This is a genomic window from Pseudomonas sp. F9001, assembly GCF_013385435.1.
Taxonomy (GTDB): Bacteria; Pseudomonadota; Gammaproteobacteria; order Pseudomonadales; family Pseudomonadaceae; genus Aquipseudomonas.
Genome location: NZ_JACAPX010000023.1, coordinates 1 through 23,093, shown reverse-complemented (window position 1 = coordinate 23,093; position 23,093 = coordinate 1). Strand labels below are relative to the sequence as shown.

Annotated in this window: 17 protein-coding genes; 7 read left to right on the top strand and 10 right to left on the bottom strand. The window is 61.3% G+C overall.

The genetic code is table 11. The features are described 5' to 3' along the window. Positions 1 to 324: 324 nt before the first annotated feature. The gene (gene cysS / locus HX818_RS21530) at positions 325 to 1,713 is read right to left on the bottom strand and encodes a cysteine--tRNA ligase (RefSeq protein ID WP_008432427.1); all 1,389 of its coding nucleotides are present in this window, start codon (positions 1,711 to 1,713) and stop codon (positions 325 to 327) included. Positions 1,714 to 1,733: 20 nt separating this feature from the next. Beyond that, the gene (locus HX818_RS21525) at positions 1,734 to 3,434 is read right to left on the bottom strand and encodes a glutamine--tRNA ligase/YqeY domain fusion protein (RefSeq protein ID WP_177020708.1); all 1,701 of its coding nucleotides are present in this window, start codon (positions 3,432 to 3,434) and stop codon (positions 1,734 to 1,736) included. A gap of 246 nt (positions 3,435 to 3,680) precedes the next feature. Here HX818_RS21525 and HX818_RS21520 point away from each other — a divergent pair, with 246 nt between their 5' ends. Continuing rightward, a complete protein-coding gene (locus HX818_RS21520) occupies positions 3,681 to 4,184 on the top strand; it encodes a peptidylprolyl isomerase (protein ID WP_003211783.1) in 504 nt (167 codons plus the stop codon). Further along, the gene (gene lpxH / locus HX818_RS21515; protein ID WP_003211785.1) at positions 4,181 to 4,930 is read left to right on the top strand and encodes a UDP-2,3-diacylglucosamine diphosphatase; all 750 of its coding nucleotides are present in this window, start codon (positions 4,181 to 4,183) and stop codon (positions 4,928 to 4,930) included. The genes HX818_RS21520 and lpxH overlap by 4 nt, the downstream gene beginning before the upstream one ends. A 133-nt stretch (positions 4,931 to 5,063) precedes the next feature. Here the strand turns inward: lpxH and HX818_RS21510 are convergent, their stop codons facing one another. From HX818_RS21510 to HX818_RS21480, 7 genes are all read right to left on the bottom strand, one after another. Next, on the bottom strand, positions 5,064 to 6,596 hold the full coding sequence (locus tag HX818_RS21510) for a DHA2 family efflux MFS transporter permease subunit (RefSeq protein WP_003211786.1): 1,533 nt from the start codon (positions 6,594 to 6,596) through the stop codon (positions 5,064 to 5,066). A 64-nt stretch (positions 6,597 to 6,660) separates the two neighbouring features. Beyond that, on the bottom strand, positions 6,661 to 7,878 hold the full coding sequence (locus tag HX818_RS21505; RefSeq protein WP_177020707.1) for an efflux RND transporter periplasmic adaptor subunit: 1,218 nt from the start codon (positions 7,876 to 7,878) through the stop codon (positions 6,661 to 6,663). A 15-nt stretch (positions 7,879 to 7,893) separates the two neighbouring features. Further along, positions 7,894 to 9,357 carry an efflux transporter outer membrane subunit gene (locus HX818_RS21500; RefSeq protein WP_008432421.1) on the bottom strand — a complete coding sequence of 488 codons (1,464 nt, stop codon included), beginning with the start codon at positions 9,355 to 9,357 and terminating at the stop codon, positions 7,894 to 7,896. Beyond that, complete coding sequence (locus HX818_RS21495) at positions 9,354 to 9,827, bottom strand: MarR family winged helix-turn-helix transcriptional regulator (protein WP_177020706.1); 474 nt, start codon at positions 9,825 to 9,827, stop codon at positions 9,354 to 9,356. The genes HX818_RS21500 and HX818_RS21495 overlap by 4 nt, the downstream gene beginning before the upstream one ends. Before the next feature lie 145 nt (positions 9,828 to 9,972). Then, positions 9,973 to 13,656 (bottom strand): translocation/assembly module TamB domain-containing protein, encoded by a 3,684-nt coding sequence (locus HX818_RS21490; protein WP_177020705.1) that lies wholly within the window; start codon positions 13,654 to 13,656, stop codon positions 9,973 to 9,975. Continuing rightward, positions 13,656 to 15,383, bottom strand: a complete 1,728-nt coding sequence (locus HX818_RS21485; RefSeq protein WP_023658973.1) for an autotransporter assembly complex family protein — start codon at positions 15,381 to 15,383, stop codon at positions 13,656 to 13,658. The genes HX818_RS21490 and HX818_RS21485 overlap by 1 nt, the downstream gene beginning before the upstream one ends. Before the next feature lie 64 nt (positions 15,384 to 15,447). Beyond that, on the bottom strand, positions 15,448 to 16,098 hold the full coding sequence (locus HX818_RS21480; protein ID WP_003211798.1) for an N-acetyltransferase: 651 nt from the start codon (positions 16,096 to 16,098) through the stop codon (positions 15,448 to 15,450). Between the two features lie 203 nt (positions 16,099 to 16,301). Between HX818_RS21480 and xthA the strand changes: the two genes are divergently transcribed. Both xthA and HX818_RS21470 read left to right on the top strand, forming a co-directional pair. After that, positions 16,302 to 17,114 carry an exodeoxyribonuclease III gene (gene xthA, locus HX818_RS21475; protein WP_102369515.1) on the top strand — a complete coding sequence of 271 codons (813 nt, stop codon included), beginning with the start codon at positions 16,302 to 16,304 and terminating at the stop codon, positions 17,112 to 17,114. Positions 17,115 to 17,315: 201 nt separating this feature from the next. Further along, complete coding sequence (locus HX818_RS21470) at positions 17,316 to 18,656, top strand: substrate-binding domain-containing protein (RefSeq protein ID WP_102605508.1); 1,341 nt, start codon at positions 17,316 to 17,318, stop codon at positions 18,654 to 18,656. A 139-nt stretch (positions 18,657 to 18,795) separates the two neighbouring features. Here HX818_RS21470 and HX818_RS21465 read toward each other — a convergent pair whose 3' ends face one another. Continuing rightward, entirely contained in the window at positions 18,796 to 20,025 is a 1,230-nt protein-coding gene (locus tag HX818_RS21465; RefSeq protein ID WP_003211803.1) for an acyl-CoA dehydrogenase, read from the bottom strand. Positions 20,026 to 20,175: 150 nt separating this feature from the next. On the opposite strand from HX818_RS21465, the gene HX818_RS21460 reads away from it, so the two are divergent. From HX818_RS21460 to HX818_RS21450, 3 genes are all read left to right on the top strand, one after another. After that, a complete protein-coding gene (locus HX818_RS21460; RefSeq protein WP_003211805.1) occupies positions 20,176 to 21,105 on the top strand; it encodes a LysR family transcriptional regulator in 930 nt (309 codons plus the stop codon). Between the two features lie 67 nt (positions 21,106 to 21,172). Beyond that, positions 21,173 to 21,571, top strand: a complete 399-nt coding sequence (locus HX818_RS21455) for a MerR family DNA-binding transcriptional regulator (RefSeq protein ID WP_003211806.1) — start codon at positions 21,173 to 21,175, stop codon at positions 21,569 to 21,571. Between the two features lie 12 nt (positions 21,572 to 21,583). Further along, positions 21,584 to 22,483 (top strand): hydroxymethylglutaryl-CoA lyase, encoded by a 900-nt coding sequence (locus HX818_RS21450; protein ID WP_003211808.1) that lies wholly within the window; start codon positions 21,584 to 21,586, stop codon positions 22,481 to 22,483. Positions 22,484 to 23,093 lie beyond the last annotated feature (610 nt).

Below are 23,093 nucleotides of genomic sequence, written 5' to 3'. Positions count from 1 at the left end.
AGTGTGGTGAAGCAACAGCAAAATCAGAAGCGGGCACGGTTTAAATGTGGGAGCGGGCTTGCTCGCGAAGGTCGTTAACGATGATGTGGGCGTCCTGATTCAACGCGGCGCCCTCATGTTCTTCGCGAGCAAGCCCGCTCCCACATTAAGCAGCTCTGCGTTTGATCTTGAGATGGCTTGCTCGCCCCTCGATGTGTCAACCATGTCCCCGCACAGGTGTCCCGTCCAAGACATGCTGTAAGAACCGCCCCCTGAATAACGGATAGACAGGCCAAAAAAAACGCCCCGAACCAGTCGGGGCGTTTTTCATTCAGCAATCACCGATCAAGCCTGATCAGCCAACCGCCACGTCGTACCGCCCTTCCCGTCTTCCAACACCACACCCATCGCGGTCAGTTGGTCACGGATACGGTCAGACTCCGCCCAGTCCTTGTTGGCCCGGGCAGTCAAGCGTGCCTGGATCAGCGCATCAACTTCAGCGGCATCCACACGCCCTTCAGCGCCCGCCTGCAGGAAGTCATCGGCTTCCATCTGCAATACGCCCAGCACGCTCGCCAGCTCTTTCAAACGTGCGGCAAGCCCCGCCGCTGCGTCGAGATCGCTCTCGCGCAGGCGGTTGATCTCACGCACCATTTCAAACAGCACCGCGCAGGCCTCAGGCGTACCGAAGTCGTCGTTCATCACTTCGGTGAACCGCGCAACAAACGCTTCGCCGCCCGCAGGCGCCACGGAGGGCAGGCCTTTCAACGCGTGGTAGAAACGCTCCAGGGCGCCCTTGGCGTCCTTGAGGTTGTCTTCCGAGTAGTTGATCGCGCTGCGGTAATGGCTCGACACCAACAGGTAGCGCACCACTTCCGGGTGGTACTTTTCCAGCACGTCGCGAATGGTGAAGAAGTTGTTCAAGGACTTGGACATCTTCTCGCCATTGATGCGAATCATGCCGCAGTGCATCCACGCGTTGGCGTAGGTCTTGCCGGTGGCCGCTTCGCTTTGGGCGATTTCGTTTTCGTGGTGCGGGAACTCAAGGTCGCTGCCGCCGCCATGAATGTCGAAGGTCTCGCCCAGGCAGCAGGTGGACATCACCGAGCATTCGATGTGCCAGCCCGGGCGCCCGGCGCCCCATGGCGACTCCCAGCTCGGCTCGCCGGGCTTGGTGCCTTTCCACAGCACGAAGTCCAGCGGGTCTTGCTTGGCTTCGTCGACTTCGATCCGCGCACCGATGCGCAGGTCTTCGATTTTCTTGCGCGACAGCTTGCCGTAGCCCATGAACTTGGCGACGCGGTAGTACACGTCGCCATTGCCCGGGGCGTAGGCGTAACCCTTGTCGATCAGGGTCTGGATCATCGCGTGCATGCCCGGGATATGGTCCGTGGCGCGCGGTTCCATGTCCGGCTTGAGGATGTTGAGGCGTGCCTCGTCCTCGTGCATCGCAGCAATCATGCGCTCGGTCAGCGCATCGAACGACTCGCCGTTTTCGTTGGCGCGATTGATGATCTTGTCGTCGATGTCGGTGATGTTGCGCACATACGTCAGGTCATAACCGCTGAAACGCAACCAGCGGGTCACCAGGTCGAAGGCAACCATGCTGCGGCCGTGGCCGATGTGGCAGTAGTCATACACGGTCATGCCGCACACGTACATGCGCACCTTGTTGCCATCCAGCGGCTTGAAGACTTCTTTGGTCTTGCTGAGTGTGTTGTAGATCGTTAGCACGACAGTTCCTTAAAACAGAATCACTGGCCCCACGAATCACGCAAGGTCACGGTACGGTTGAATACCGGCTGACCAGGTTTCGAGTCCTTGATATCCGCGCAGAAGTAACCTTCGCGCTCGAACTGGAAACGGTCTTCCGGCTGTGCGTCGCCAAGCGATGGCTCGGCACGACAACCCGTGAGAACTTGCAGCGAGTCAGGGTTGATGTTGTCCAGGAAACTGGCGCTGTCTTCGGCCTTCTCGGGATTCGGCGAGCGGAACAGGCGATCGTACAGGCGCACTTCGCACTCGACGCTGGCCGCCGCCGGCACCCAGTGCACCACACCCTTGACCTTGCGGCCTTCCGGGTTCTTGCCCAGGGTGTCCGGGTCGTAGGAGCAACGCAGTTCGACGATGTTGCCATCGGCGTCCTTGATCGCTTCGTCGGCACGGATCACGTAGCTGCCGCGCAGGCGCACTTCGCCGTTCGGCTCCAGGCGCTTGTAGCCTTTTGGCGGCTCTTCCATGAAGTCATCGCGGTCGATGTAGATTTCACGGGCGAACGGCAGCTTGCGCACGCCGAGTTCTTCTTTCTGCGGATGACGCGGCAGTTCGAGGTTTTCGACCTGGCCTTCCGGGTAGTTGGTGATCACCACCTTCAACGGACGCAGCACGCACATGGCGCGCGGGGCGTTCGCGTCGAGGTCCTGACGGATGCTGAATTCGAGCATGCCGTAGTCGACCACGCCGTCGGAGCGGTTGGTGCCGACCATCTCGCAGAAATTGCGGATCGATGCCGGGGTGTAGCCACGGCGGCGGAAGCCCGACAGCGTCGACATGCGCGGGTCGTCCCAGCCAAACACGTGCTTTTCATCGACCAGTTGCTTGAGCTTGCGCTTGCTGGTGATGGTGTAGTTCAGGTTCAGGCGGCTGAACTCGTACTGACGCGGGTGCGCCGGTACCGGCAGGCTGTCGAGGAACCATTCGTACAGAGGACGGTGGCTTTCGAACTCCAGGGTGCAGATGGAGTGGGTGATGCCTTCGATGGCGTCCGACTGACCGTGGGTGAAGTCGTAGTTCGGGTAGATGCACCACTTGTCACCGGTCTGGTGGTGATGGGCGTGGCGGATGCGGTACATGATCGGGTCGCGCAGGTTCATGTTCGGCGAGGCCATGTCGATCTTGGCACGCAGTACGCGGGCGCCGTCCGGGAACTCGCCGGCGCGCATGCGGTTGAACCAGTCCAGGTTCTCTTCCACCGAACGGTCTCGGAACGGGCTGTTCTTGCCCGGTTCGGTCAGGGTGCCACGGTATTCCTTGGCTTGCTCCGGGGTCAGGTCGTCTACGTAGGCCTTGCCGGCCTTGATCAACTCGACGGCCCAGTCGAACAACTGGTCGAAATACTTGGAGGCATAGCGCACTTCACCGGACCATTCGAAGCCCAGCCACTTGATGTCGCTTTCGATGGCGTCGATGTATTCCTGGTCTTCCTTGGCCGGGTTGGTGTCGTCGAAACGCAGGTGCGTGACGCCACCGAACTCCTGGGCCAGGCCGAAGTTCACACAGATCGACTTGGCGTGGCCGATGTGCAGGTAACCGTTGGGCTCAGGCGGGAAGCGGGTGACGATCTGCGTGTGCTTGCCCGAATCCAGGTCCGCCTGGATGATCGGGCGCAGGAAATTGACCGGGACGGCAGGTCCGGCCTTGGAATTCGAGGTAGGGTCGACAGTGGGCTTGCTCATAGGATCCTTGAACAGACGAAGTACTTGGCCGGGTGAGGCCGACAAACAAAGGGCTTATCATAGCCGATGCTGTCAAGGCCCTGACAGAGCGTGGCCAAAAACTGCTGCATTTATTGCATGGGCGGTAAAAAACCACCTCGAAATTCCCGCAGGTCACGCTAAACTGCGCGCCTTGGCTGCCGTTTTTGCCAAGCAGGTAAGGCGCAAAACGCCCAAACCCACGAATTCCTTGAAAGAGTAGTGAACATGACTCAAGTCAAACTGACCACCAACCACGGTGACATCGTCATCGAGCTGAACGCCGAGAAAGCGCCGATCACCGTCGCCAACTTCATCGAGTACGTTAAAGCCGGCCACTACGAAAACACTGTTTTCCACCGTGTCATCGGCAACTTCATGGTCCAGGGCGGCGGTTTCGAGCCTGGCATGAAAGAAAAGAAAGACAAGCGTCCAAGCATCCAGAACGAAGCGGACAACGGCCTTTCCAACGACAAGTACACCGTCGCCATGGCCCGTACCATGGAGCCGCATTCGGCCTCCGCGCAGTTCTTCATCAACGTCGCCGACAACACCTTCCTGAACCACAGCGGCAAGAACGTGCAGGGCTGGGGCTACGCGGTATTCGGTAAAGTCACCGAAGGCCAGGACGTTGTCGACAAGATCAAGGGTGTGCAAACCACCGGCAAGGCAGGTCACCAGGACGTTCCGGTAGAAGACGTTATCGTCGAGAAAGCCGAGATCGTTGAGTGATATTGCTGATTTCAGATTTGCATCTGGAAGAGGAGCGCCCGGACATAACCCGGGCGTTTCTGGATTTACTGCACGGCCGCGCCCGTTCTGCCCAGGCGTTGTACATTCTGGGGGACTTCTTCGAAGCCTGGATTGGCGACGATGGGATGACGCCCTTCCAGCGTTCGATTTGCCAGGCTCTGCGCGAGCTGAGCGACAGCGGCACCCAGATTTTCATCATGCATGGCAACCGGGATTTCCTGATCGGCAAGGCGTTCTGCAAAGCCGCAGGCGCAACCTTGCTCAAGGACCCGAGTGTGGTGCAACTCGCAGGCGAGCCCGTGCTGTTGATGCACGGCGACAGCCTGTGTACCCGCGACCTTGGCTATATGAAGCTGCGGCGCATCCTGCGTAACCCCATCACGCTGTTCATCCTGCGCCACCTGCCCTTGCGCACGCGGCACAAGCTGGCGCGCAAGCTGCGCAGTGAAAGCCGCGCGCAGACGCGGATGAAGACCAACGACATTGTCGATGTAACGCCCGAGGAAGTGCCGAGGGTGATGCAGCAGTTCGGCGTGCGTACGTTGGTGCATGGCCACACCCACCGCCCGGCGATTCACAAGTTGCAGATTGGCGAGCAAGCGGCCAAGCGCATTGTGCTGGGGGATTGGGACAAGCAAGGGTGGGCGTTGCAGGTGGATGAGCAAGGGTTTCAACTGGCGGCGTTTGACTTCGTCAACCCGCAACTGGCCTTGCCTGGCGCCTGATCCTCAGACACAACACCCATCAAATGTGGGAGCTGGCTTGCCTGCGATAGCATCACCTCGATGCATCTGATGTACCGAGGTGCCTGCATCGCAGGCAAGCCAGCTCCCACATTGACCGAGTTCGGTCTTTCGATCAGTGGCCAGAAGCCTCCGGCCCCGCCTTCGCTGCAAACGGCGGTTTCGCCAGCCATACAATCACGATCAACGCCATGAACATCCACCCCAGCAACGTGAAGTAATCCACGGTGGACATCATGTACGCCTGGCTCGTCAGTATCTGGTCCAACTGCGCATACGCCTTGTGCCCTGCCCCGCCGAGCGCCTGCAAGGCGTCCCGGGTGGCCGAGTCGTAGGTGGTCATGTTTTCGCTCATGTAGGCATGGTGCTGGTCCGCCCGGCGAATCCAGATCCAGGTGGTCAACGAGGCCGCAAAGCTGCCGCCCAGGGTCCGCAGGAAGGTCGCCAGGCCAGCGCCGTCGGCGATTTGCGCCGGCGGCAGGTCGGACATCAGGATGCTCAAGGTCGGCATGAAGAACAGCGCTACGCCGATCCCCATGAACAACTGCACCAGGGCGATGTGGGTGAAGTCCACTTCATTGGTAAACCCGGCGCGCATGAAGCAACTCAAGCCAATCGCCAGGAACGCCAGCCCCGCCAGCAGCCGCAGGTCGAACTTGTGCGCGTACTTGCCCACAAATGGCGACATCAACACCGGCAGAATCCCGATCGGCGCCACCGCCAGGCCCGCCCAGGTGGCGGTGTAGCCCATCTGGGTTTGCAGCCATTGCGGCAGGATCAGGTTGATCCCGAAGAAACCCGCGTACCCGAGTACCAACACAATCGTGCCGATGCGAAAGTTGCGATAGGCGAACAGCCGCAGGTTGACCACCGGGTGCTCATCGGTCATTTCCCAGATCACGAACACCGCCAGGGCGACAGCCGAGATCACCGCGCCGATGATGATGAAATTCGACTCGAACCAGTCCAGGTCGTTGCCCTTGTCGAGGATGATCTGCAAGGCGCCGACGCCGACGATCAGGCTCAGCAAGCCGACGTAGTCCATCGGTTGGTAGCTGGTGACCACCGGGCGTTTCTTCAGTTGCGAGCGCACCACCATCACGGCAAAGATGCCGATGGGTACGTTGATAAAGAAGATCCACGGCCAGCTGTAGCTGTCGGTAATCCAGCCGCCGAGGATCGGCCCGGCAATCGGCGCCACCACCGTGACCATCGCCAGCAACGCCAGGGCCATGCCACGCCTGGCGGGGGGATAGACCGCGATCAGCAGCGTCTGGGTCATCGGGTACAACGGGCCGGCAACCAGGCCTTGCAATACCCGAAAGCCGATCAGCTCGGGCATCGAGGTGGAAATACCGCAGAGAAACGAGGCCAGCACAAACAGGATGGTGGCCCACAGAAACAGCTTCACCTCGCCGAAGCGACGGCTCAGCCAGCCGGTCAGCGGCAGCGCGATGGCGTTGCTCACGGCAAACGAGGTGATGACCCAGGTGCCCTGCTCCGAACTCACGCCGAGGTTGCCGGAAATCGTCGGCAGCGCCACGTTGGCGATGGTGGTGTCGAGCACCTGCATGAAGGTCGCCAGGGACAGGCCGATGGTGGCCATCAGCAAGCTGGGCGGCGTGAAGGAGGCGTTAGCGTTACTCATCGCGAATCCTGTGCAACATGATTGGCGCTACGGCCGCCGGGGCCGCAGCTGATGGATTGGCGAATCAGCGCTGGGCAGCCTTGGGAGCGGCGACGCTGTTGTCATGGATCAATTGGGTGATCATCGCGTCGGCTTCGGCCAACTGGCGGTCGTAAACGTTGGTGGTGAACGACGCCTTCTGCGGCGCCTGCTGGGCCAGTACCGGGCCGCTCTGGTCGTGCAGGTCGATGTCGACCACGGTGGACAGGCCCACCCGCAGCGGGTGCTTGGCCAACTCATCGGCGTTCACATGGATACGCACCGGCACCCGTTGCACGATCTTGATCCAGTTACCGGTAGCGTTCTGCGCCGGCAGCAAGGCAAACGCGCTGCCCGTGCCCGCGCCGAGGCTGTCGACGGTACCGCTGAATTTCACGTCGCTGCCGTAGATGTCGGATTCGATATCCACCGGCTGGCCGATACGCATATTGCGCAGCTGGGTTTCCTTGAAGTTGGCGTCGATCCACAGTTGATCCAGCGGGATCACCGCCATCAGTGCAGTACCCGGCTGGACCCGCTGGCCCAGTTGCACGGTACGCTTGGCCACATAGCCGGTCACCGGTGCGATCAGGGTGCTACGGGCGTTGGTCAGGTAAGCCTGGCGCAACTGTGCGGCGGCAGCCTGCACGTCCGGGTGGGACGAAATCACCGTGTCATCCACCAGGGCGCTGCTGGTCTTGAACTGTTGCTGCACGTTGGCCAAGGCGTTTTGCGCCGAGGTCAGGTCGTCACGGGCGTGGGACAGTTCTTCCTGGGAAATCGCCCCGCCGGCAGCGAGGTTCTTGCGTCGGTTGTAGTTGTCCTGGGCCTTTTGCACGTTGGCTTGTTGCGCCAGCACCTGGGCTTTCATGCCATCGACGTTGCTGTACAAGCCACGCACCTGGCGCACGGTGCGGGCCAGGTTGGCCTGGGCACTTTGCAGGCCGACGGCCGCGTCGTTGGGGTCGAAGTTGATCAGCACCTGGCCTTCATGCACCAGGTCGCCGTCGTCGGCGCCGATGCTCACCACGGTGCCGGTCACCAGCGGGGTGATTTCCACCACGTTGCCATTGACGTAGGCGTCGTCGGTGCTTTCGCTGAAGCGACCATACAATTCGTACCAACCCCATACGCCCAAGGCGCCGAGGATGACGATCAGCGCCAGCACAAACAGCATGACTTTGCGTTTGCGCGGGTTGCTGTTGTTGGGTTGTTCAGCCTTGTTTGTTTCAGGAGCGTTGTTGCTGGTTTCGGCAGTGGCCATGACAAGTACCTTGAATTATTCAGTGCGCGTGGCTGGGGTGGTCGAGGCCACGTTATCGGCGTGGAAACCGCCGCCCAGGGCCTGCATCAGTTGAATCGAAAGATCGATTTGCTCGGCATTCAGGGTGGCCAACTGACGCTGGGCCTGGAGCAGTTGCTGTTCGATGCTGAGCACGTCCAGGTAATTGCCGATACCTGAGCTGTAACGCTGGACGCCGGTGTCGTAGGACTGCTGGGCAATGTCAGCGGCGTGTTGCTGGGCCTGGATCTGCCGGCCGGTCTCGCGCAATTGCGAGAGTGTGTTGCCGATATCGCCCAAGGCTTGCACCAGGGTTTTGTTGTACTGGGCCACGGCCAGGTCGTAGTCGGCGTCGCGAGCGTCGAGGTCGGCGCGCAGGCGGCCGCCGTCGAAGATCGGCAGCGAGACGGTCGGCGCAATGCTGAAGAAGCGGCTGGCCGAACCAAACATCGCATCCCCCAGCAACGACTCGGCCCCGGCGCTCGCGCTCAGGTTGAGGTTGGGGTAGAAACGGGTCTTGCTGGCCGCGATGTTCTTGCTCGCCGCCTCCACCCGCCAGCGTGCGGCGATCAGGTCCGGGCGACGGCCCACCAGCTCGGCAGGCAACACCGAAGGCACCGCAACCGCGCTCGGCTTGAGCACGTTGGGGCGTACCAGTTCGCTGCCACGGTCCGGGCCTTTGCCGAGCAACACCGCGAGGGCGATCTTCGCGCTCTGCAGTTGTTTTTCCGCATCGATCAGTTGCGACTGGGAGCTGGCTTCCAGGCTTTCGGTTTGCTGGTACTGGTACTGGCTGTCGATCCCGGAGTTCAGGCGACGCTGGCCCAGGTCGAGCATCTGCCGGGTGCGCTTGAGGTCATCATTGGCCAGGTCACGCACGATATGGGCCTGGCCCAGGTCGCTGTAGGCCTTGGCGACGTTGGCTGCCAGGGTCAGGCGCGCGGCCTGTTGGTCGACTTCGGCAGCGCGGGCCTGGCCCAGCGCGGCTTCCCAGGCGGCGCGCTGGCCACCCCACAGGTCGAAGTTGTAATTGAAGCTGGCACCGATGTTACGCACGGTGGCGTAGGCATCGCCCTGGCCCAACGGGTCCTGGTCCTTGGCCAGGCGCGAACGGCTGACACCGGCGCTGGCATCCAGGGTTGGCATGCGCTCGGCGTCGGCGGCATAGGCAGCGGCTTCGGCCTGGTGGGCACGGGCGCTGGCCACTTGCATGTCGGGGCTGTTCTGCAGGGCTTCCTGGATCAGGCCGTCGAGCTGTGGATCGCCAAGGCCTTTCCACCAGTCGGCGGTGGGCCAGGCAGCGGTGGACAGGGTCACGCCGCTGAGGGATTTGCCGGTTTGCAGGTTATTGGCTTCGAGGCGTTTGCCTTCTGTGTCCAAGCCGCTGAAATTGGCACAACCGGCCATAGTCATGGCCACCAGCACAAGGCTGAGGCCGGCACGCAAGGAGCGATTGTTCATGCACTACCTACCCGCTGAATGGTGATTGGGTCACCCGCAGCTATCAGAATTTTCTTCAGGATTTTTTCCAGGATTTGCAATTCACCCGGCTCCAGGGCGCCCGCCAACTGGTTCAGGGCCTGGGCACCGATGTGCGGCAGCATGTCGGCCACGCGCTGGCCTTCGGCGGTCAGCACCAACTGCACCTGGCGCCGGTCCTGCTCGGAACGCTTGCGCGCCAGCAGGTCCTTTTGTTCCAGGCGGTCGAGCATGCGGGTCATGGAGCCGCTGTCCAACGACAGGTTGCGGCACAGCTCGGCCGGGGTGTCGACGCCGTACTGGGCCATGATGATCAACACCTTGAACTGCGCGGCCGTGATGCCGTGGGGTTCCATGTGGGTGTCGATGATCTTGTCTTTGAGCAGCGCAGCCCGGCCCAGCAGCAGGCCGAGGTGGCAGTTGTGGAAGTTTTCGGGGGTGAAGTGCTTCATCGTGACCAGCCTATTAACTGCCTAAGCAGTGAATGTGTGACACGATGTTACTGCCTAGGCAGCGAATGTCAAACGAATAGTTAGGTTGCTTGCTAATTAGCGGATAAATGGTGGGAGCCAGGCTCCCACCATTACCGTGGACGGATCAGAAATCGCGCTTGTAGAAAATATCCAGGGAGCTGGCCACGCCGCTGGCCACTTCCAGGTACACCTTCTTGCTCAGCAAATAGCGCAAGGCGATGGTGTTGGCCGGCTCGAACACCCCCACGCCATAACGCAGGCTGAGCTTCTCGGAGATCTTGCCGCTGGCCACCACGGCGGTGTTGTTGCCACTGCCCTGGGTGTCCAGTTCAAAGTCCTGGATGCCCAGGTTCTTGGCGATGTCCGACGTGACCCCGGCACTGCCCATCAACCCAAGACCCAGCGCCGCTTCGGCCAGCATGTTGTTGTCCTCACCGTTGGTGGTGCGCGAACGCCCCAACACCAGGTACGACAATGCATCCTCTTGGGCCATGGCCGGCTCCGAGAAAATTTGCGTAGTCGGCTGCTCGGCACTGCCGCTCAGACGAATACCGGCGGTGACGGTCCGGGACGGCTCGGTGGTGATCCGCACCGCTTCGATATCCAGGAACGGCTGGTCAATCGGCCCGGCAAACAACAATCGCGCGCGGCGCACAGTCAGGCGTTGGCCGTATGCCCGGTAGCGGCCGTCGTTGAGCCACAGTTCACCACGGGTGTCCATGTTGTCGCCGATGTGCACATGGCCTTGCAGGTTGGCGGTAAGGCCAAACCCGGCGAAGCTCAGCTTGTCCTTGCCTACCTCCACATCGATGTCCATCGCCATGGCCATCGGCGGCTTGCCCTCTTCGGTCTGGCTGCCGACGATCACCGTGTCATCCGAGACCTTGACCGTCGATGGGGGCAATTCCCGCACGGTGATCTCGCCCTTGGGAATCTGCACCTTGCCGGAGATCGCCAGCTTGTCGTTCTTCATGCTGATCTTCAGGTCAGGCGCCACCTCCAGGGCCGCGTACGGTTCCACGGTGACCGGCAGTTGCGTGCCTTGCAGCGCGATATCCACCGCCAGGGCCTGGCCCCAGTCGATCTGCCCCTTGATAGTGCCCTGCCCGGCCTTGCCGCTGCGCCAGCCGCCATTGAGCTGCACGCTTTCGCCGGCAATCAACGCCTGGATATTCAGGCCTTCAATGCTGGTGGGCAGTTCCGGGCCGGAGATTTCCCCCCCCACCAGGTTGATGCTGCCGTTGACCTGAGGCGCCAGCAGGCTGCCGCCAATTCGCCCGTTACCGTTGAGCTTGCCGTTGAGCTTCTCGACCATGGGTACAAAGGGGCGGGCCACCGCGAGGTCGAGGCCGGTCAGGGTGAAGTTGCCGGTGATCGGCTTGTTCTTTGCCAGCGGATTGAGCTGCGCCTGCAACAGCAACTCGCCGAGCTTGCCGCCACGGAAATTGAGCTGGGTGTCGATGCGCGTGGGGTTGAGGGTGGTTTCCAGCTTCAGCGTGTCGTAGGGGAAATCCAGCCACTGGTCCTTGTCCTTGACCCGCAGGGTACCGCCGCTGGCGTCCACCGAGACCACGCCTTTGGGGCCGCTGGCCGGCAGGTCGAGCTGCACGTCGGCATTGAGCTTGCCCTGCCAGGCGAAATCCTTGGGCAACCACTGCGCCAGGCTGTCGATTGGGAACTGCTTGAGGTGATAACGCAGCTTCGGCTCGGGCATCAGGCGCTGGTCTTCGCCGCACAGGCTCGCCGGGCCGGAGACCCAGCAGTGCGCCGCAAAGGTCAGCTTGCCATCGGCCAGGCGCTCGATCTTCGCCGGCGCTTGCAGCTTCCAGTCCTGGCCACCGGCTTGCACATCGCCGCTGGCCAGGCGCCCGCGCCAGTTGCCTTTGTCGAGGTTGCCGTCCAGGGCCAGGGCCAGCTTGAGCAAAGGGCCGGCCAGGTCGAGCTGGACTTTCTGGCTTTTGATATCGCCCTGGGCGCTGGCACTGAAGGTGCCGAGCTGGGTTTCACCGGCCTGGATGCCACTGCCTTTCAGGTCGACTTTGGCGCGCTGGGCATTATCCAGGTTCGCGTCCAGGGTCAGGTTTTGCAGGCGGTTATCTTCAAACGCCAGTTGCTGGCCAACCAGGCTGAGCTTGCCTTGCGGCGCTTTCAGGGTGCCGGCGACGTCGAGGCGACCATTCATCTGCCCGCGCAGTTGCGGCCAGAGCTGGGCGAGGCGCGTCAGCTTGATGTCGATCTGCCCGGCAAGGCGCTGTTGCAGGCTGCCGCTGCCATAGATGCGGTTGTCGCCGAGGCGAATGTCGAGGGTGCCGAGGGTCCATTGCTCGCCAGCGCCTTCCGCCTTGGCCTGGAGCACGGCAGGTTGGCCACGCAGACGGCCCTTGAGGTCGAGGTCGGCATTGAGCTTGAGTTGCTCGTTCTTCATTTCGCCCTTGCTGCGCAACGGGCCGGCCAGAGTACCCGGCAGTTCCGCGACCCAGTACGCCGGGTTGATGGCCGACAGGTCCAGCGCCGTGTCCCAGGCGATGCCATCGGCAAATTGCAGGTTCAGGTGGCCTTCGGCCTTGCCCTGACCAGCCGCGAGTTTCAACTCGGGGAGGAACACTTGCTTGAGGTCGCCACTGAACGGGCTGGCCAGGCTGAACTTGCCCGCAGGGCCGTCGAGGTCGGCCTTGAAGTTGCCCAGGTAGTTGCCGTCCTTGTAGGAAACTTCACCATTGAAGGTACGCAAGGCCACCTGGGGTTCGTCGATTACCGGGTACAGGCGATGCCACGGGAAATCCAGCCAGTCGATTTTTGCGTCGGCGCTGAAGCCTTGCTGCCAGTCCAGGTTGGCACTGAGCTTGAGGCTTTGCTTGTCACCGGCATTCAAATCCAGCCCGGCGATCTGCGCGCCCTTGGCGTCGACCTTGCCTTGCAGCAGCAGGTCCACCGGGCCTTTTTCCGCGGGCAGTACGGCTTTGCCCAGCAACTGGTAACCGTTGCTCAGGTCGCCCTTGGCGGTCAGGTCCAGCTGATTGAGTTGCAGGGTATCGGGCAAATCGGCGCTGGGTTTGAAGCCGTCGGCGGTGATGTGCAACTGCGCCGGCAGGTTTTCCACCAGCGGTTGCAATTCGCCGCTGAGCTTGGCCGGCAGGTAGCCGCTGCTGTCGGCGTCGAGCTTGAGGGTCTTGAGCAAATCGCCATCGACCTTGAGCGCCAGCGTCCAGGGCGCACCGCCCGGCGCGTAAGGCAGGCTCAGGTTGCCGCTGGCGGCCAGCGGCCAACTGCCGGTGGGTTGCAGCAGGCCGGACAGGTCAAGGACCAAACCGTCCCGTTGCAGGTGCACCGAATCGATCTGCATCCCGGCGGCAGTCCAGTGCGCCGCCAGCTGCAGGCCCTGGAGCTCTTCGCTGCCATTGAACAGCAGGCTGCCAACGCGGATGTCACCCAACTGAAGGGCGACCGGCAGTTTCAGGTCCGGCAGGGTAATCGGGCCGCTGCTTTCTTCGGTGCCGGGTGGAAATTGCAGGCTCACCTGCTCCACATCCAGTTGGTTGATGCACAAGGTCATGCGCATCAAACAGGCCGGCGACCAGTCGAACTTTGGCGACTGAAGCTCCACGCGGCTGCTGTCCTGCTGCCATAACAGATGGTCGGCACTCCACTGCCCGCCCAGGCGACCCTGGAAATTCTCCACGGTCAAACCCGGCACCTGGCCCAGCACCCACCGGCTGCCGGCTTGGGTACCCAGCACCGTCCACAGTGCCAGCACTATCACCGCGAGGACCGCCAGAATGGCCAGCCCCGCTATTTTCAAACCACGCATCACAGCTCAGGCCCCATGGAAAAGTGCAAACGAATGCCGCCCGGATCTTCGAGGGCATGGGCCAGGTCGAGGCGGATCGGGCCAACCGGCGACACCCAGCGCACACCCACACCCACGCCGGTTTTCAGGCTTGGCATTTCCAGGGTGTTGAACGAGTTGCCTTGGTCGATAAAGGTCGCGATCCGCCATTTTTCGGCGATGGAATATTGGTACTCGGCGCTCAGGGCCACCATGTAGCGGCCGCCGATGCGGTCGCCGCGATCGTTTTCCGGGGACAGGGTCTGGTACTCGTAACCCCGTACGCTCTGGTCGCCACCGGCAAAAAAGCGCAACGACGGCGGCACGGATTTGTAGCCGTTGGTGGCACTGCCGCCAAACTGCGCCCGGGCCAGGAAACGGTGGTTGTCCCACAGGGTGGTCAAGCCCTTGATGGTCGCCGTGCCGTAAAGCAGGTTGGTGTCGGAACCCAGGCCTTCCTTGGCGACCTTGGCGTCGAACAGCAGGCGATAGCCATTGTGCGGGTCGATGCGGTTGTCGCTGCGCAGGTAGGAATAACTGATGCCCGGCATCAGCAGCGTACTCAGGCCCGAGTCGTTGCCCAGGCGATACTCTTCGCGCTGCCATTTGAGCGAGATCACCCGCGTCCAGCCGCTGGGCAACTTGCTGTGCCACTCGGGGCCGAGGGTGAGCAGTTTACTCAGGGTGTCGGTGTTGGCGATTTCTTCATTCTGGTAACCGCCGGCAAAGCGAAGTTTGTCGGTCAGTGGCGGGTCCATGGGAATGTCGTACCACAACCCGACGTTCTGCCGAGGCGCGGAAAGCTCGGCTTCCCAGCCATAACTGTGGCCCTGGGGGTTGACCCAGTGGCGCGTCCAGTTGGCCTTGCCCCGCGGGCCGACGTCGGTCGAGTAACCGAGGCCCAGGCCCATGGTGCGCGGCTTGCGGGTTTCAAGTTGCACGGCCACCGGGATCACGTCATTGGTCGAGGCCGCCGGAGCGGCGTCCACGCGCACGCCTTCGAAAAAGCCGCTGGATTGCAGGTTCTGGTTGAGTTCGGCGATCAGTTCGGAGTCGTAAGGCGCGCCGCTCTTGAACGGCACCATGCGTTGCAGCAGGTCTTCATCAAACGGCGTATCGCCGGCAAAGCTGACCTTGCCCAAGGTGTAGCGTGGGCCACTGTCATAAATCAGTTCGATATCGGCCACACCCGCCTTGGGGTCGACCGAGAGTTTCTGACTGGTAAAGCGCCCGCTGAAAAAGCCGTAGCGTGACGCCTGGTTCTGGATGACGCGCTTGGCGTCTTCGTAGTTGCCGTGGTTGAGCACGGCGCCGGATTTGAGTTGGTCGCTGGCGGGCACGCGAAAGGCCTTGAGGTCGGCGGCCTGGCCGTCGACCCGAATGGTCACATTGCGCAAATGCACCGGTTCGCCGGGGTCGATGGTGAGGATCAGGCGCGGGTTCTTGCCGCCCTTCACATCGCTGGCAATCTGCGGTTGGTAGTAGCCCAGCGCCTGGGCGGCCTTGCGGGCCTGCTCCTCGGCGCCACGGCTGAACCGCAGCAGGGCTTCTTCGTCACGATCGCCGACCCCGCCGATATAGCCTTCGATGTTGGCTTTCAACGCGTCGTTTGAAGGCTTGATGCGCACATCCAATTCGCTTTGCGCCAAGGCGCCGCAGCTCGTGAACAGCAGAATCAAGCCGCTGGTAAATCTTCCTGGAAACTTCATAGGCCGGGATGCTACACGAGCTTGGGAGCGAGTTAGAACCCGGATTTGTCTGAATAATTCTGTCTTAAACCGTTGCAGCCTGTAACACCTGCGGATTTGCGTGAAAGAACACGTGCTCCAGAACAGGTCCTACAGCCACCTCGCCAATCTCTTCATACCCCTGGCGCTTATAGAACTCCAGATAGCGAGAATTCCCCGTGTCCAGCACCACGCCCGAGGAATGCGGGTCTTCGGCGCACCAGTTATGCACCGCTTCCAGCAGTTGCTCACCGTAGTGCTTGCCCTGGAATTGCGGGTGAATCCCCAGCAATGGCAGCACATGCACCGAGTCCGAGGGCAGGCATGCCAGCACCGCCTGATGGTATTCCAGGTAACGCCGGGTACCGCGCACGCCGGTACTCAGCCACATGCGCAACTGCCAGGCCCAGCTTTCGGTGATGCCCAGGCGGCGGGTCGGTGGCGCGATCAGGGCGATGCCGATCAGCCGGTCGTTGACCAACAGGCCAATCGCCGGGAGTTTCTGGAAGAAGTGCTGTTTGACCAGCTCACGCACCGTGGCGCGCACCCGCTGTTCGTAGCCGGGACGTTCGGCTTCGAAGATGTAGGCGAACGTCGGCTCATGGCGATAGGCCTGGTACAACAGCGAACGGGCTTCGCGGGAGTAGCCGCTGTCGAGCATGTGGATCTGGGCGATGGCAGTCGAGGTGTCAGGCATAACAGTGAATCTCCCCTGGGCGCTGACTCAAAAGGTCGCGCTCTTGTTATTACGAACGTCTGCGGCACTGTTTCGTTCAGTGTAGCCACCGGACGCCGCTTCGTAGCCCAACGCAGCCTTGTGCCTCGGCAGCTGCTACAAGGCTGGCTCCCGTCCTACATTGTCGGCTAGCATCGCCCTTTTGCCAGACTGGACCGCCGACCATGAAAATCGTGTCTTTCAATATCAACGGGCTGCGCGCCCGCCCTCATCAGCTGGCGGCACTGATCGAGAAACACCAGCCGGACGTGATCGGCCTGCAGGAAACCAAGGTCCACGACGACCAGTTCCCGCTGGATGAGATCAAGGCCCTCGGCTATCACGTGTATTACCACGGGCAGAAAGGCCACTACGGTGTTGCCCTGCTCTCGCGCCAGGAACCGCTGGCGCTGCACAAAGGCTTTGCCAGTGACGAAGAAGACGCCCAGCGCCGGTTTATCTGGGGCACCTTCGCCGACGCCAACGGCAACCCGATTACCATCATGAACGGCTATTTCCCACAGGGCGAAAGCCGCGACCACCCCACCAAGTTCCCGGCCAAGCAGCGCTTCTACGAGGACCTGCAAACCCTCCTGGAGTCGCAGTTCAGCAATGAACAGGCCGTGGTGGTAATGGGGGATGTGAATATTTCCCCGGAAGACTGCGACATCGGCATCGGTGCCGACAACGCCAAGCGCTGGCTGAAGACCGGCAAGTGCAGCTTCCTGCCGGAAGAACGCGAGTGGATGGCCCGCCTGAAGAACTGGGGCCTGGTGGACAGCTTCCGCCACCTCAACCCGGATGTGGCAGACCGCTTCAGCTGGTTCGATTACCGCAGCCGTGGTTTTGAAGACGAGCCAAAGCGCGGGCTGCGGATCGACGTGATCCTGGCTTCCCAGGGCTTGCTGCCCCGGGTAAAGGATGCCGGTGTGGACTATGACCTGCGCGGCATGGAAAAACCCTCCGATCATGCACCGATATGGCTGGAATTGAGCTGATTTCTTAACAGCAGCGCCGTTAAATGTGGGAGCGGGCTTGCTCGCGAATACGGAGTGTCAGTCACCGGATACGTCGACTGACACACTGTATTCGCGAGCAAGCCCGCTCCCACACTTTTTGACGGCGTGATGCCGGTCATATTGCTGAAACCTCTCTGACTTAATCTCGCGGCACTCCCTTTGGCTTGAGAAGGTGCCGGCATGATGCTGCGCGTTCTATCCCTGCTGGCCCTGCTCAGCGCATTTCCCCTCGCCGCTTTTTCCACCCCACTGCCCTTCCCCGAACATGGCCCGGCCTTGCGCATCCAGGGTTCCAACACCATCGGCGCGGCACTTGGCCCGGCGCTGGTCAAGGGGCTGATGGAGCAACAGGGGTTGCAAGCGGTGCACAGCGAGCCATCTGACCAGGCCAACGAACAGCACATCGTCGGCAAGACTCGCCAGGGCCAGAAGGTGACGGTGGAAGTGGCGGCCCATGGTTCCAGCACCGGGTTCGCAGCCCTGAAAAACGCCAACGCCGACCTCGCGGCGTCTTCCCGGCCGATCAAGGACAGCGAACTGGTGGACCTCGAAGCCCTCGGCGACCTGAAAAGCCCCGACGCCGAACAGGTCATCGCCATTGACGGGCTGGCGATCATCCTCAACCCACGCAACCCGTTGGGGACGCTGAACACCGCGCAACTGGCGCAGATCTTCAGCGGCGAAGTCTCGACCTGGGAACAACTGGGCGGCATCGGTGGCCAGATTCACCTGTACGCGCGGGATGATCAATCCGGCACCTATGACACCTTCAAGGAACTGGTGCTCAGCCGGCGCGGCAAGTCGTTGGATGGCAGCGCCAAGCGCTTCGAATCCAGCGAGCAGTTGTCGGATGCTGTCAGCCATGACCCCCAGGGCATCGGTTTTATCGGATTGCCCTATGTACGCCAGGCCAAGGCGGTGGCCATCGTCGATGGCGACTCGCAGCCGATGCTGCCGCTGAACAGTTTGATCGCCACCGAGGACTACCCACTGTCACGCCGGTTGTTCTTCTACCTGCCACCTGTTGCACAAAACCCCTGGGCCAAGGCCCTGGTGGACTTTGCACAAAGCAGCAAGGGCCAGGCGATCGTCGCCGCCAACGGTTTTATCGCACAGCAGGTGCAGGCCATGGCGGTGGAGCCACGGGCGCCGATGCCCGGGGATTACCAGGCGATTGCCCGACAAGCGCAGCGCCTGACGGTGAATTTCCGGTTTGAGGAAGGCAGTGCCAGCCTCGACAACAAGGCGCGCCAGGACCTGATGCGGGTAGTGGCTTATATAAAGAGCCACGGCAAGCTGGACAAGCAGGTGACGCTCGTGGGGTTTGGGGATGCCAAGAGTGATGCGCAGCGGGCGGCGCTATTGTCGAAGTTGCGAGCGATGGCGGTGCGCCGGGAATTGGTCAAGAGCGGCGTGGTGCTGAGGGACATTCAGGGGTTCGGTGCCGAGATGCCGGTGGCGGCAAATACAGCGGATGAGGGACGGATCAAGAATCGGCGGGTGGAGGTCTGGGTGTATTGAGGACGCGGAGCGTCCGGGGCAGCATTCCCACGCAGAGCGTGGGAACGATCAACTGGCCTCATCGCGGCAAGCCCGGCTCCCACAGTTGACTGCATTCCCCTGTGGGAGCTGGCTTGCCTGCGATGAAGACACCTCGGTTTTACTGCCCGCTGCGCATCATTTCCCGCGGCACATACTTGCCGATCTCGAACTTGCCGATTGCTGCGCGGTGCACTTCGTCCGGGCCATCGGCCAGGCGCAGGGTGCGCTGCATGGCGTACATGTAGGCCAGCGGGAAGTCATTGGATACGCCGGCGCCACCGTGGATCTGGATGGCGCGGTCGATCACCCTCAACGCCACGTTCGGCGCCACCACCTTGATCTGGGCGATTTCGCTTTTCGCGACCTTGTTGCCCACGGTGTCCATCATGTAGGCAGCTTTCAGGGTCAGCAGGCGCGCCATGTCGATTTCCATCCGCGAGTCGGCGATCTTGTCGATATTGCCACCCAGGCGGGCCAGCGGCTTGCCGAAGGCGGTACGGCTGACGGAACGCTTGCACATCAGTTCCAGCGCGCGCTCGGCCATGCCGATGGAACGCATGCAGTGGTGAATACGGCCCGGACCAAGGCGCCCCTGGGCAATTTCAAAGCCCCGGCCTTCGCCCAGCAGGACGTTTTCGTACGGCACGCGGACGTTTTCAAACAGCACTTCGGCGTGGCCATGGGGTGCGTCGTCGTAGCCGAACACCGGCAGCGGGCGCACGATCTTCACACCGGGCGCATCCACTGGTACCAGGATCATCGAGTGCTGCTGGTGACGCGGCGCATCCGGGTTGCTCAGGCCCATGAAGATCAGGATCTTGCAGCGCGGGTCACAGGCGCCGGAGGTCCACCATTTTTTACCGTTGATCACCCACTCGTCGCCGTCGCGTTCTGCACGGGCGGCCATGTTGGTGGCGTCGGAGGAAGCCACGTCCGGCTCGGTCATGGCAAATGCCGAGCGGATTTCGCCGCGCAGCAGCGGTTCGAGCCAGCGCTGTTTTTGCTCTTCGTTGGCGTAGCGCACCAGCACTTCCATGTTGCCGGTATCCGGTGCCGAGCAGTTGAACGGCTCCGGCCCCAGCAAGGAGCGGCCCATGATTTCGGCCAAGGGTGCGTATTCCAGGTTGGTGAGGCCGGCGCCCAATTCGGATTCCGGCAGGAACAGGTTCCACAGGCCTTCGGCTTTAGCCTTGAGCTTCAACTCTTCCATGATGGCGGTGGGCTGCCAGCGGTCACCTTCGGCAACCTGGCGTTCAAACACAGGCTCGGCCGGATAAACGTAGGCGTCCATGAACGCGGTGACGCGTTCACGCAGTTCCTGAACCTTGGGCGAATAGGCGAAATCCATGGGCAGCACCTTCTCAATGGAGGTTGTTGAGGTCATGAAACGATGCTAGAACAGCGTTGATAATTTACCTAGCCTATTCTCGGCGTGTATTAACATTCATCACCGATATATGATCGGCGTATGGACACCTAACAATAAGAGCGCAGCGAAATGAATCTGAGCAAGGTCGACCTCAACCTCTTCATCGTCTTTGACGCGATCTACACCGAAGCCAACCTGACCCGCGCCGGGCAGATTGTCGGGATTACTCAACCTGCGGTGTCGAACGCTCTGGCCCGCCTGCGGGAGACCTTCAACGACCCGCTGTTCGTGCGCACAGCCCAAGGCATGGTGCCCACGCCCATGGCCCAGAACATCATTGGCCCGGTGCGTAACGCGCTGTCGCTGCTGCGGGTGTCGGTACAGGAAAGCCGGATCTTCAACCCGCAACAGGCGGCCAAGACCTACCGCATCAGCATGACCGACCTCACCGAAGCGGTGATTCTGCCGCCGCTGTTCCAGCGCCTGCGCCGCCTGGCACCGACGGTGGTAATCGAGAGCTTCCTGTCCAAGCGCCGGGAAACCACCAAGGAACTGGCGGCCGGTCGCCTGGACTTTGCCGTGGATGCGCCGCTCAACACCGACCCGCAAGTGCGCCACGTCAAGCTCATGGAAGACCGCTACGTGTGCGCCATGCGCAAGGGCCATCCGATGGCGGGCAAGGACAAACTGACGCTGGATGACTACCTGTCGCTGACCCACATTCATATCTCCAGCCGGCGCAACGGCCTGGGCCATGTCGACCTGGCGCTGGGCAAGATGGGCCTGCAACGCAAGATCGCCCTGCGCTCCCAGCACTACCTGATGGCCTCGCAGGTGCTGCAGCAAACCGACATGGTAATGACCGTGCCGGAGCGCTTCGCACGGCGCCATGAACTGCACTGGTTCAACCTGCCGGTGAATGATGTGCCGATGGTGGAAACCCATCTGTACTGGCATGAAAGCACCGACCAGGATCCGGCCAACCGCTGGATGCGCGAGCAGATGATCGAGTTGTGCCAGCAGGTGACGGCCCATGAGAAGAAGCTGGACAAACTGTAGGAGCGAGCTTGACGTTAACGTCAACCAGCCATTAGCTTAACGCTCAAGACACTCCTTGAGCGCCCTCATGAGCACGACCTACAGCATCTCCGACCTCGCCCGCGAGCTCGACATCACCACCCGCGCCATTCGCTTCTATGAAGAACAAGGCCTGCTGTCCCCGGAACGCCGGGGCCAGGAGCGCATTTATTCGCCCCGCGACAAGGTCAGCCTGAAGCTGATCCTGCGGGGCAAGCGCATCGGTTTTTCCCTGGCCGAGTGCCGGGAACTGATCGAACTCTACGACCCTACCAGCGGCAACCAGAAACAGCTGCACAGCATGCTGGCGAAAATCGCCGAGCGCCGCGAGCAGCTGGAACAACAGTTGCTCGACATCGAACAGATGAAGCTCGAACTGGACACCGCCGAAGAGCGTTGCACCCAGGCGCTGGAACAGACCATTCAGGGCCAGGTTGGCCATTCATAAAAGGTAGCTGCCATGTCCCTCCCCTCTCATGTGCGCCTGGTGGAAGTGGGCCCCCGCGACGGCCTGCAGAATGAAGCGCAACCCATCAGCGTCGCCGACAAGGTGCAATTGGTGGACGCCCTGAGTGCCGCCGGCCTGGGTTACATCGAAGTCGGCAGTTTTGTGTCGCCCAAATGGGTACCGCAGATGGCCGGGTCGGCCGAGGTGTTTGCGCAGATCCAGCGCAAGCCGGGCGTGACCTATGGCGCGCTGGCGCCAAACCTGCGGGGTTTTGAAGATGCACTGGCGGCGGGCGTAAAAGAAGTGGCCGTATTTGCGGCGGCTTCCGAGGCGTTTTCCCAGCGCAATATCAACTGCTCCATCAGCGAAAGCCTGGAACGCTTCGTGCCGATTATGGACGCGGCCAGGCAGCACGGTGTGAGTGTGCGGGGTTATGTGTCGTGTGTGTTGGGTTGCCCTTATGAAGGTCAGGTCGCGCCGGAACAGGTCGCGGCAGTCGCTCGCGAGCTGTTCGCCATGGGCTGCTATGAGGTGTCCCTGGGCGACACGATTGGCACCGGCACTGCAGGCGCAACACGCCGGATGTTCGAGGTGGTCGGCGCGCAGGTGCCACGGGACAAGCTGGCCGGGCACTTCCATGACACCTATGGCCAGGCCATCGCCAATATCTACGCCAGCCTTGAGGAAGGTATCCAGGTGTTCGACAGCTCTATTGCGGGCCTCGGCGGGTGCCCCTATGCCAAGGGGGCCAGCGGTAACGTTGCCACTGAAGATGTGTTGTACCTGCTCAATGGCTTGGGCATCGAGACCGGTATCGACATGGACAAGCTGATTCTGGCGGGTCAGCAGATTTGTACGGTACTCGGCCGCCCCACCGGTTCGCGCGTGGCGAAGGCTCGCAGCGCCGGTTGAGTAGTGCGCTTGTGACGATGTGTTACCTCGCGGCTACACATCGGGTAACACGGGAACATATTTTGTCGCATTTCCTGAAGGAAATTTCTCGCCAAAAAATCAAGGCATTGATTTTAAAGGACTTTATAAAGTTGGCACGGCTTCTGCTATCTCTATTGCATAACAAGAATAAAAAGCACCAAACCTAATAAAAATAAGACGTAACGACTCTGACATAACAAAAACAACACGGCAGAGACGCAGCTAACAGATTTTTTTGGAGAAGATGTGCTTCGCAGGGTACGGCTTGCCGAAACCCGCAACCGGATAGAGAAGAACAAAAAACTACCTCAAGGTAGCTACCCACTGGTTGGATCGCGTGCGAAGAAGCAGATCAGCGCTCAAAAAAATACGTTTGCTCTTGACCCCGGATGGGGGTCGCCAAAAACAGCGGTAAAGGGCCACGGTTGCCAAAAACAACAATAGACCGCCCCTCAATAATAAAAAAAGAGCACGCAACGACAAATTAAAGGGGACCTTCGGGTCCCCTTTGTGCTTTCTCGGGGAAGGTGGTTTGCGTGTATATCCGTTTTTGGGTGATGGCTGAGACTGGTTCCGCTCTTACAGCGGC

Excerpts from the sequence above, each read along its gene's own strand:
- HX818_RS21525 (WP_177020708.1), bottom strand. The coding sequence starts at position 3,434 with ATGAGCAAGCCCACTGTCGACCCTACCTCGAATTCCAAGGCCGGACCT.
- HX818_RS21520 (WP_003211783.1), top strand. The coding sequence starts at position 3,681 with ATGACTCAAGTCAAACTGACCACCAACCACGGTGACATCGTCATCGAG.
- HX818_RS21510 (WP_003211786.1), bottom strand. The coding sequence starts at position 6,596 with ATGAGTAACGCTAACGCCTCCTTCACGCCGCCCAGCTTGCTGATGGCC.
- HX818_RS21505 (WP_177020707.1), bottom strand. The coding sequence starts at position 7,878 with ATGGCCACTGCCGAAACCAGCAACAACGCTCCTGAAACAAACAAGGCT.
- HX818_RS21500 (WP_008432421.1), bottom strand. The coding sequence starts at position 9,357 with ATGAACAATCGCTCCTTGCGTGCCGGCCTCAGCCTTGTGCTGGTGGCC.
- HX818_RS21495 (WP_177020706.1), bottom strand. The coding sequence starts at position 9,827 with ATGAAGCACTTCACCCCCGAAAACTTCCACAACTGCCACCTCGGCCTG.
- HX818_RS21490 (WP_177020705.1), bottom strand. The coding sequence starts at position 13,656 with ATGCGTGGTTTGAAAATAGCGGGGCTGGCCATTCTGGCGGTCCTCGCG.
- HX818_RS21485 (WP_023658973.1), bottom strand. The coding sequence starts at position 15,383 with ATGAAGTTTCCAGGAAGATTTACCAGCGGCTTGATTCTGCTGTTCACG.
- HX818_RS21480 (WP_003211798.1), bottom strand. The coding sequence starts at position 16,098 with ATGCCTGACACCTCGACTGCCATCGCCCAGATCCACATGCTCGACAGC.
- xthA (WP_102369515.1), top strand. The coding sequence starts at position 16,302 with ATGAAAATCGTGTCTTTCAATATCAACGGGCTGCGCGCCCGCCCTCAT.
- HX818_RS21470 (WP_102605508.1), top strand. The coding sequence starts at position 17,316 with ATGATGCTGCGCGTTCTATCCCTGCTGGCCCTGCTCAGCGCATTTCCC.
- HX818_RS21465 (WP_003211803.1), bottom strand. The coding sequence starts at position 20,025 with ATGGATTTCGCCTATTCGCCCAAGGTTCAGGAACTGCGTGAACGCGTC.
- HX818_RS21460 (WP_003211805.1), top strand. The coding sequence starts at position 20,176 with ATGAATCTGAGCAAGGTCGACCTCAACCTCTTCATCGTCTTTGACGCG.
- HX818_RS21455 (WP_003211806.1), top strand. The coding sequence starts at position 21,173 with ATGAGCACGACCTACAGCATCTCCGACCTCGCCCGCGAGCTCGACATC.
- HX818_RS21450 (WP_003211808.1), top strand. The coding sequence starts at position 21,584 with ATGTCCCTCCCCTCTCATGTGCGCCTGGTGGAAGTGGGCCCCCGCGAC.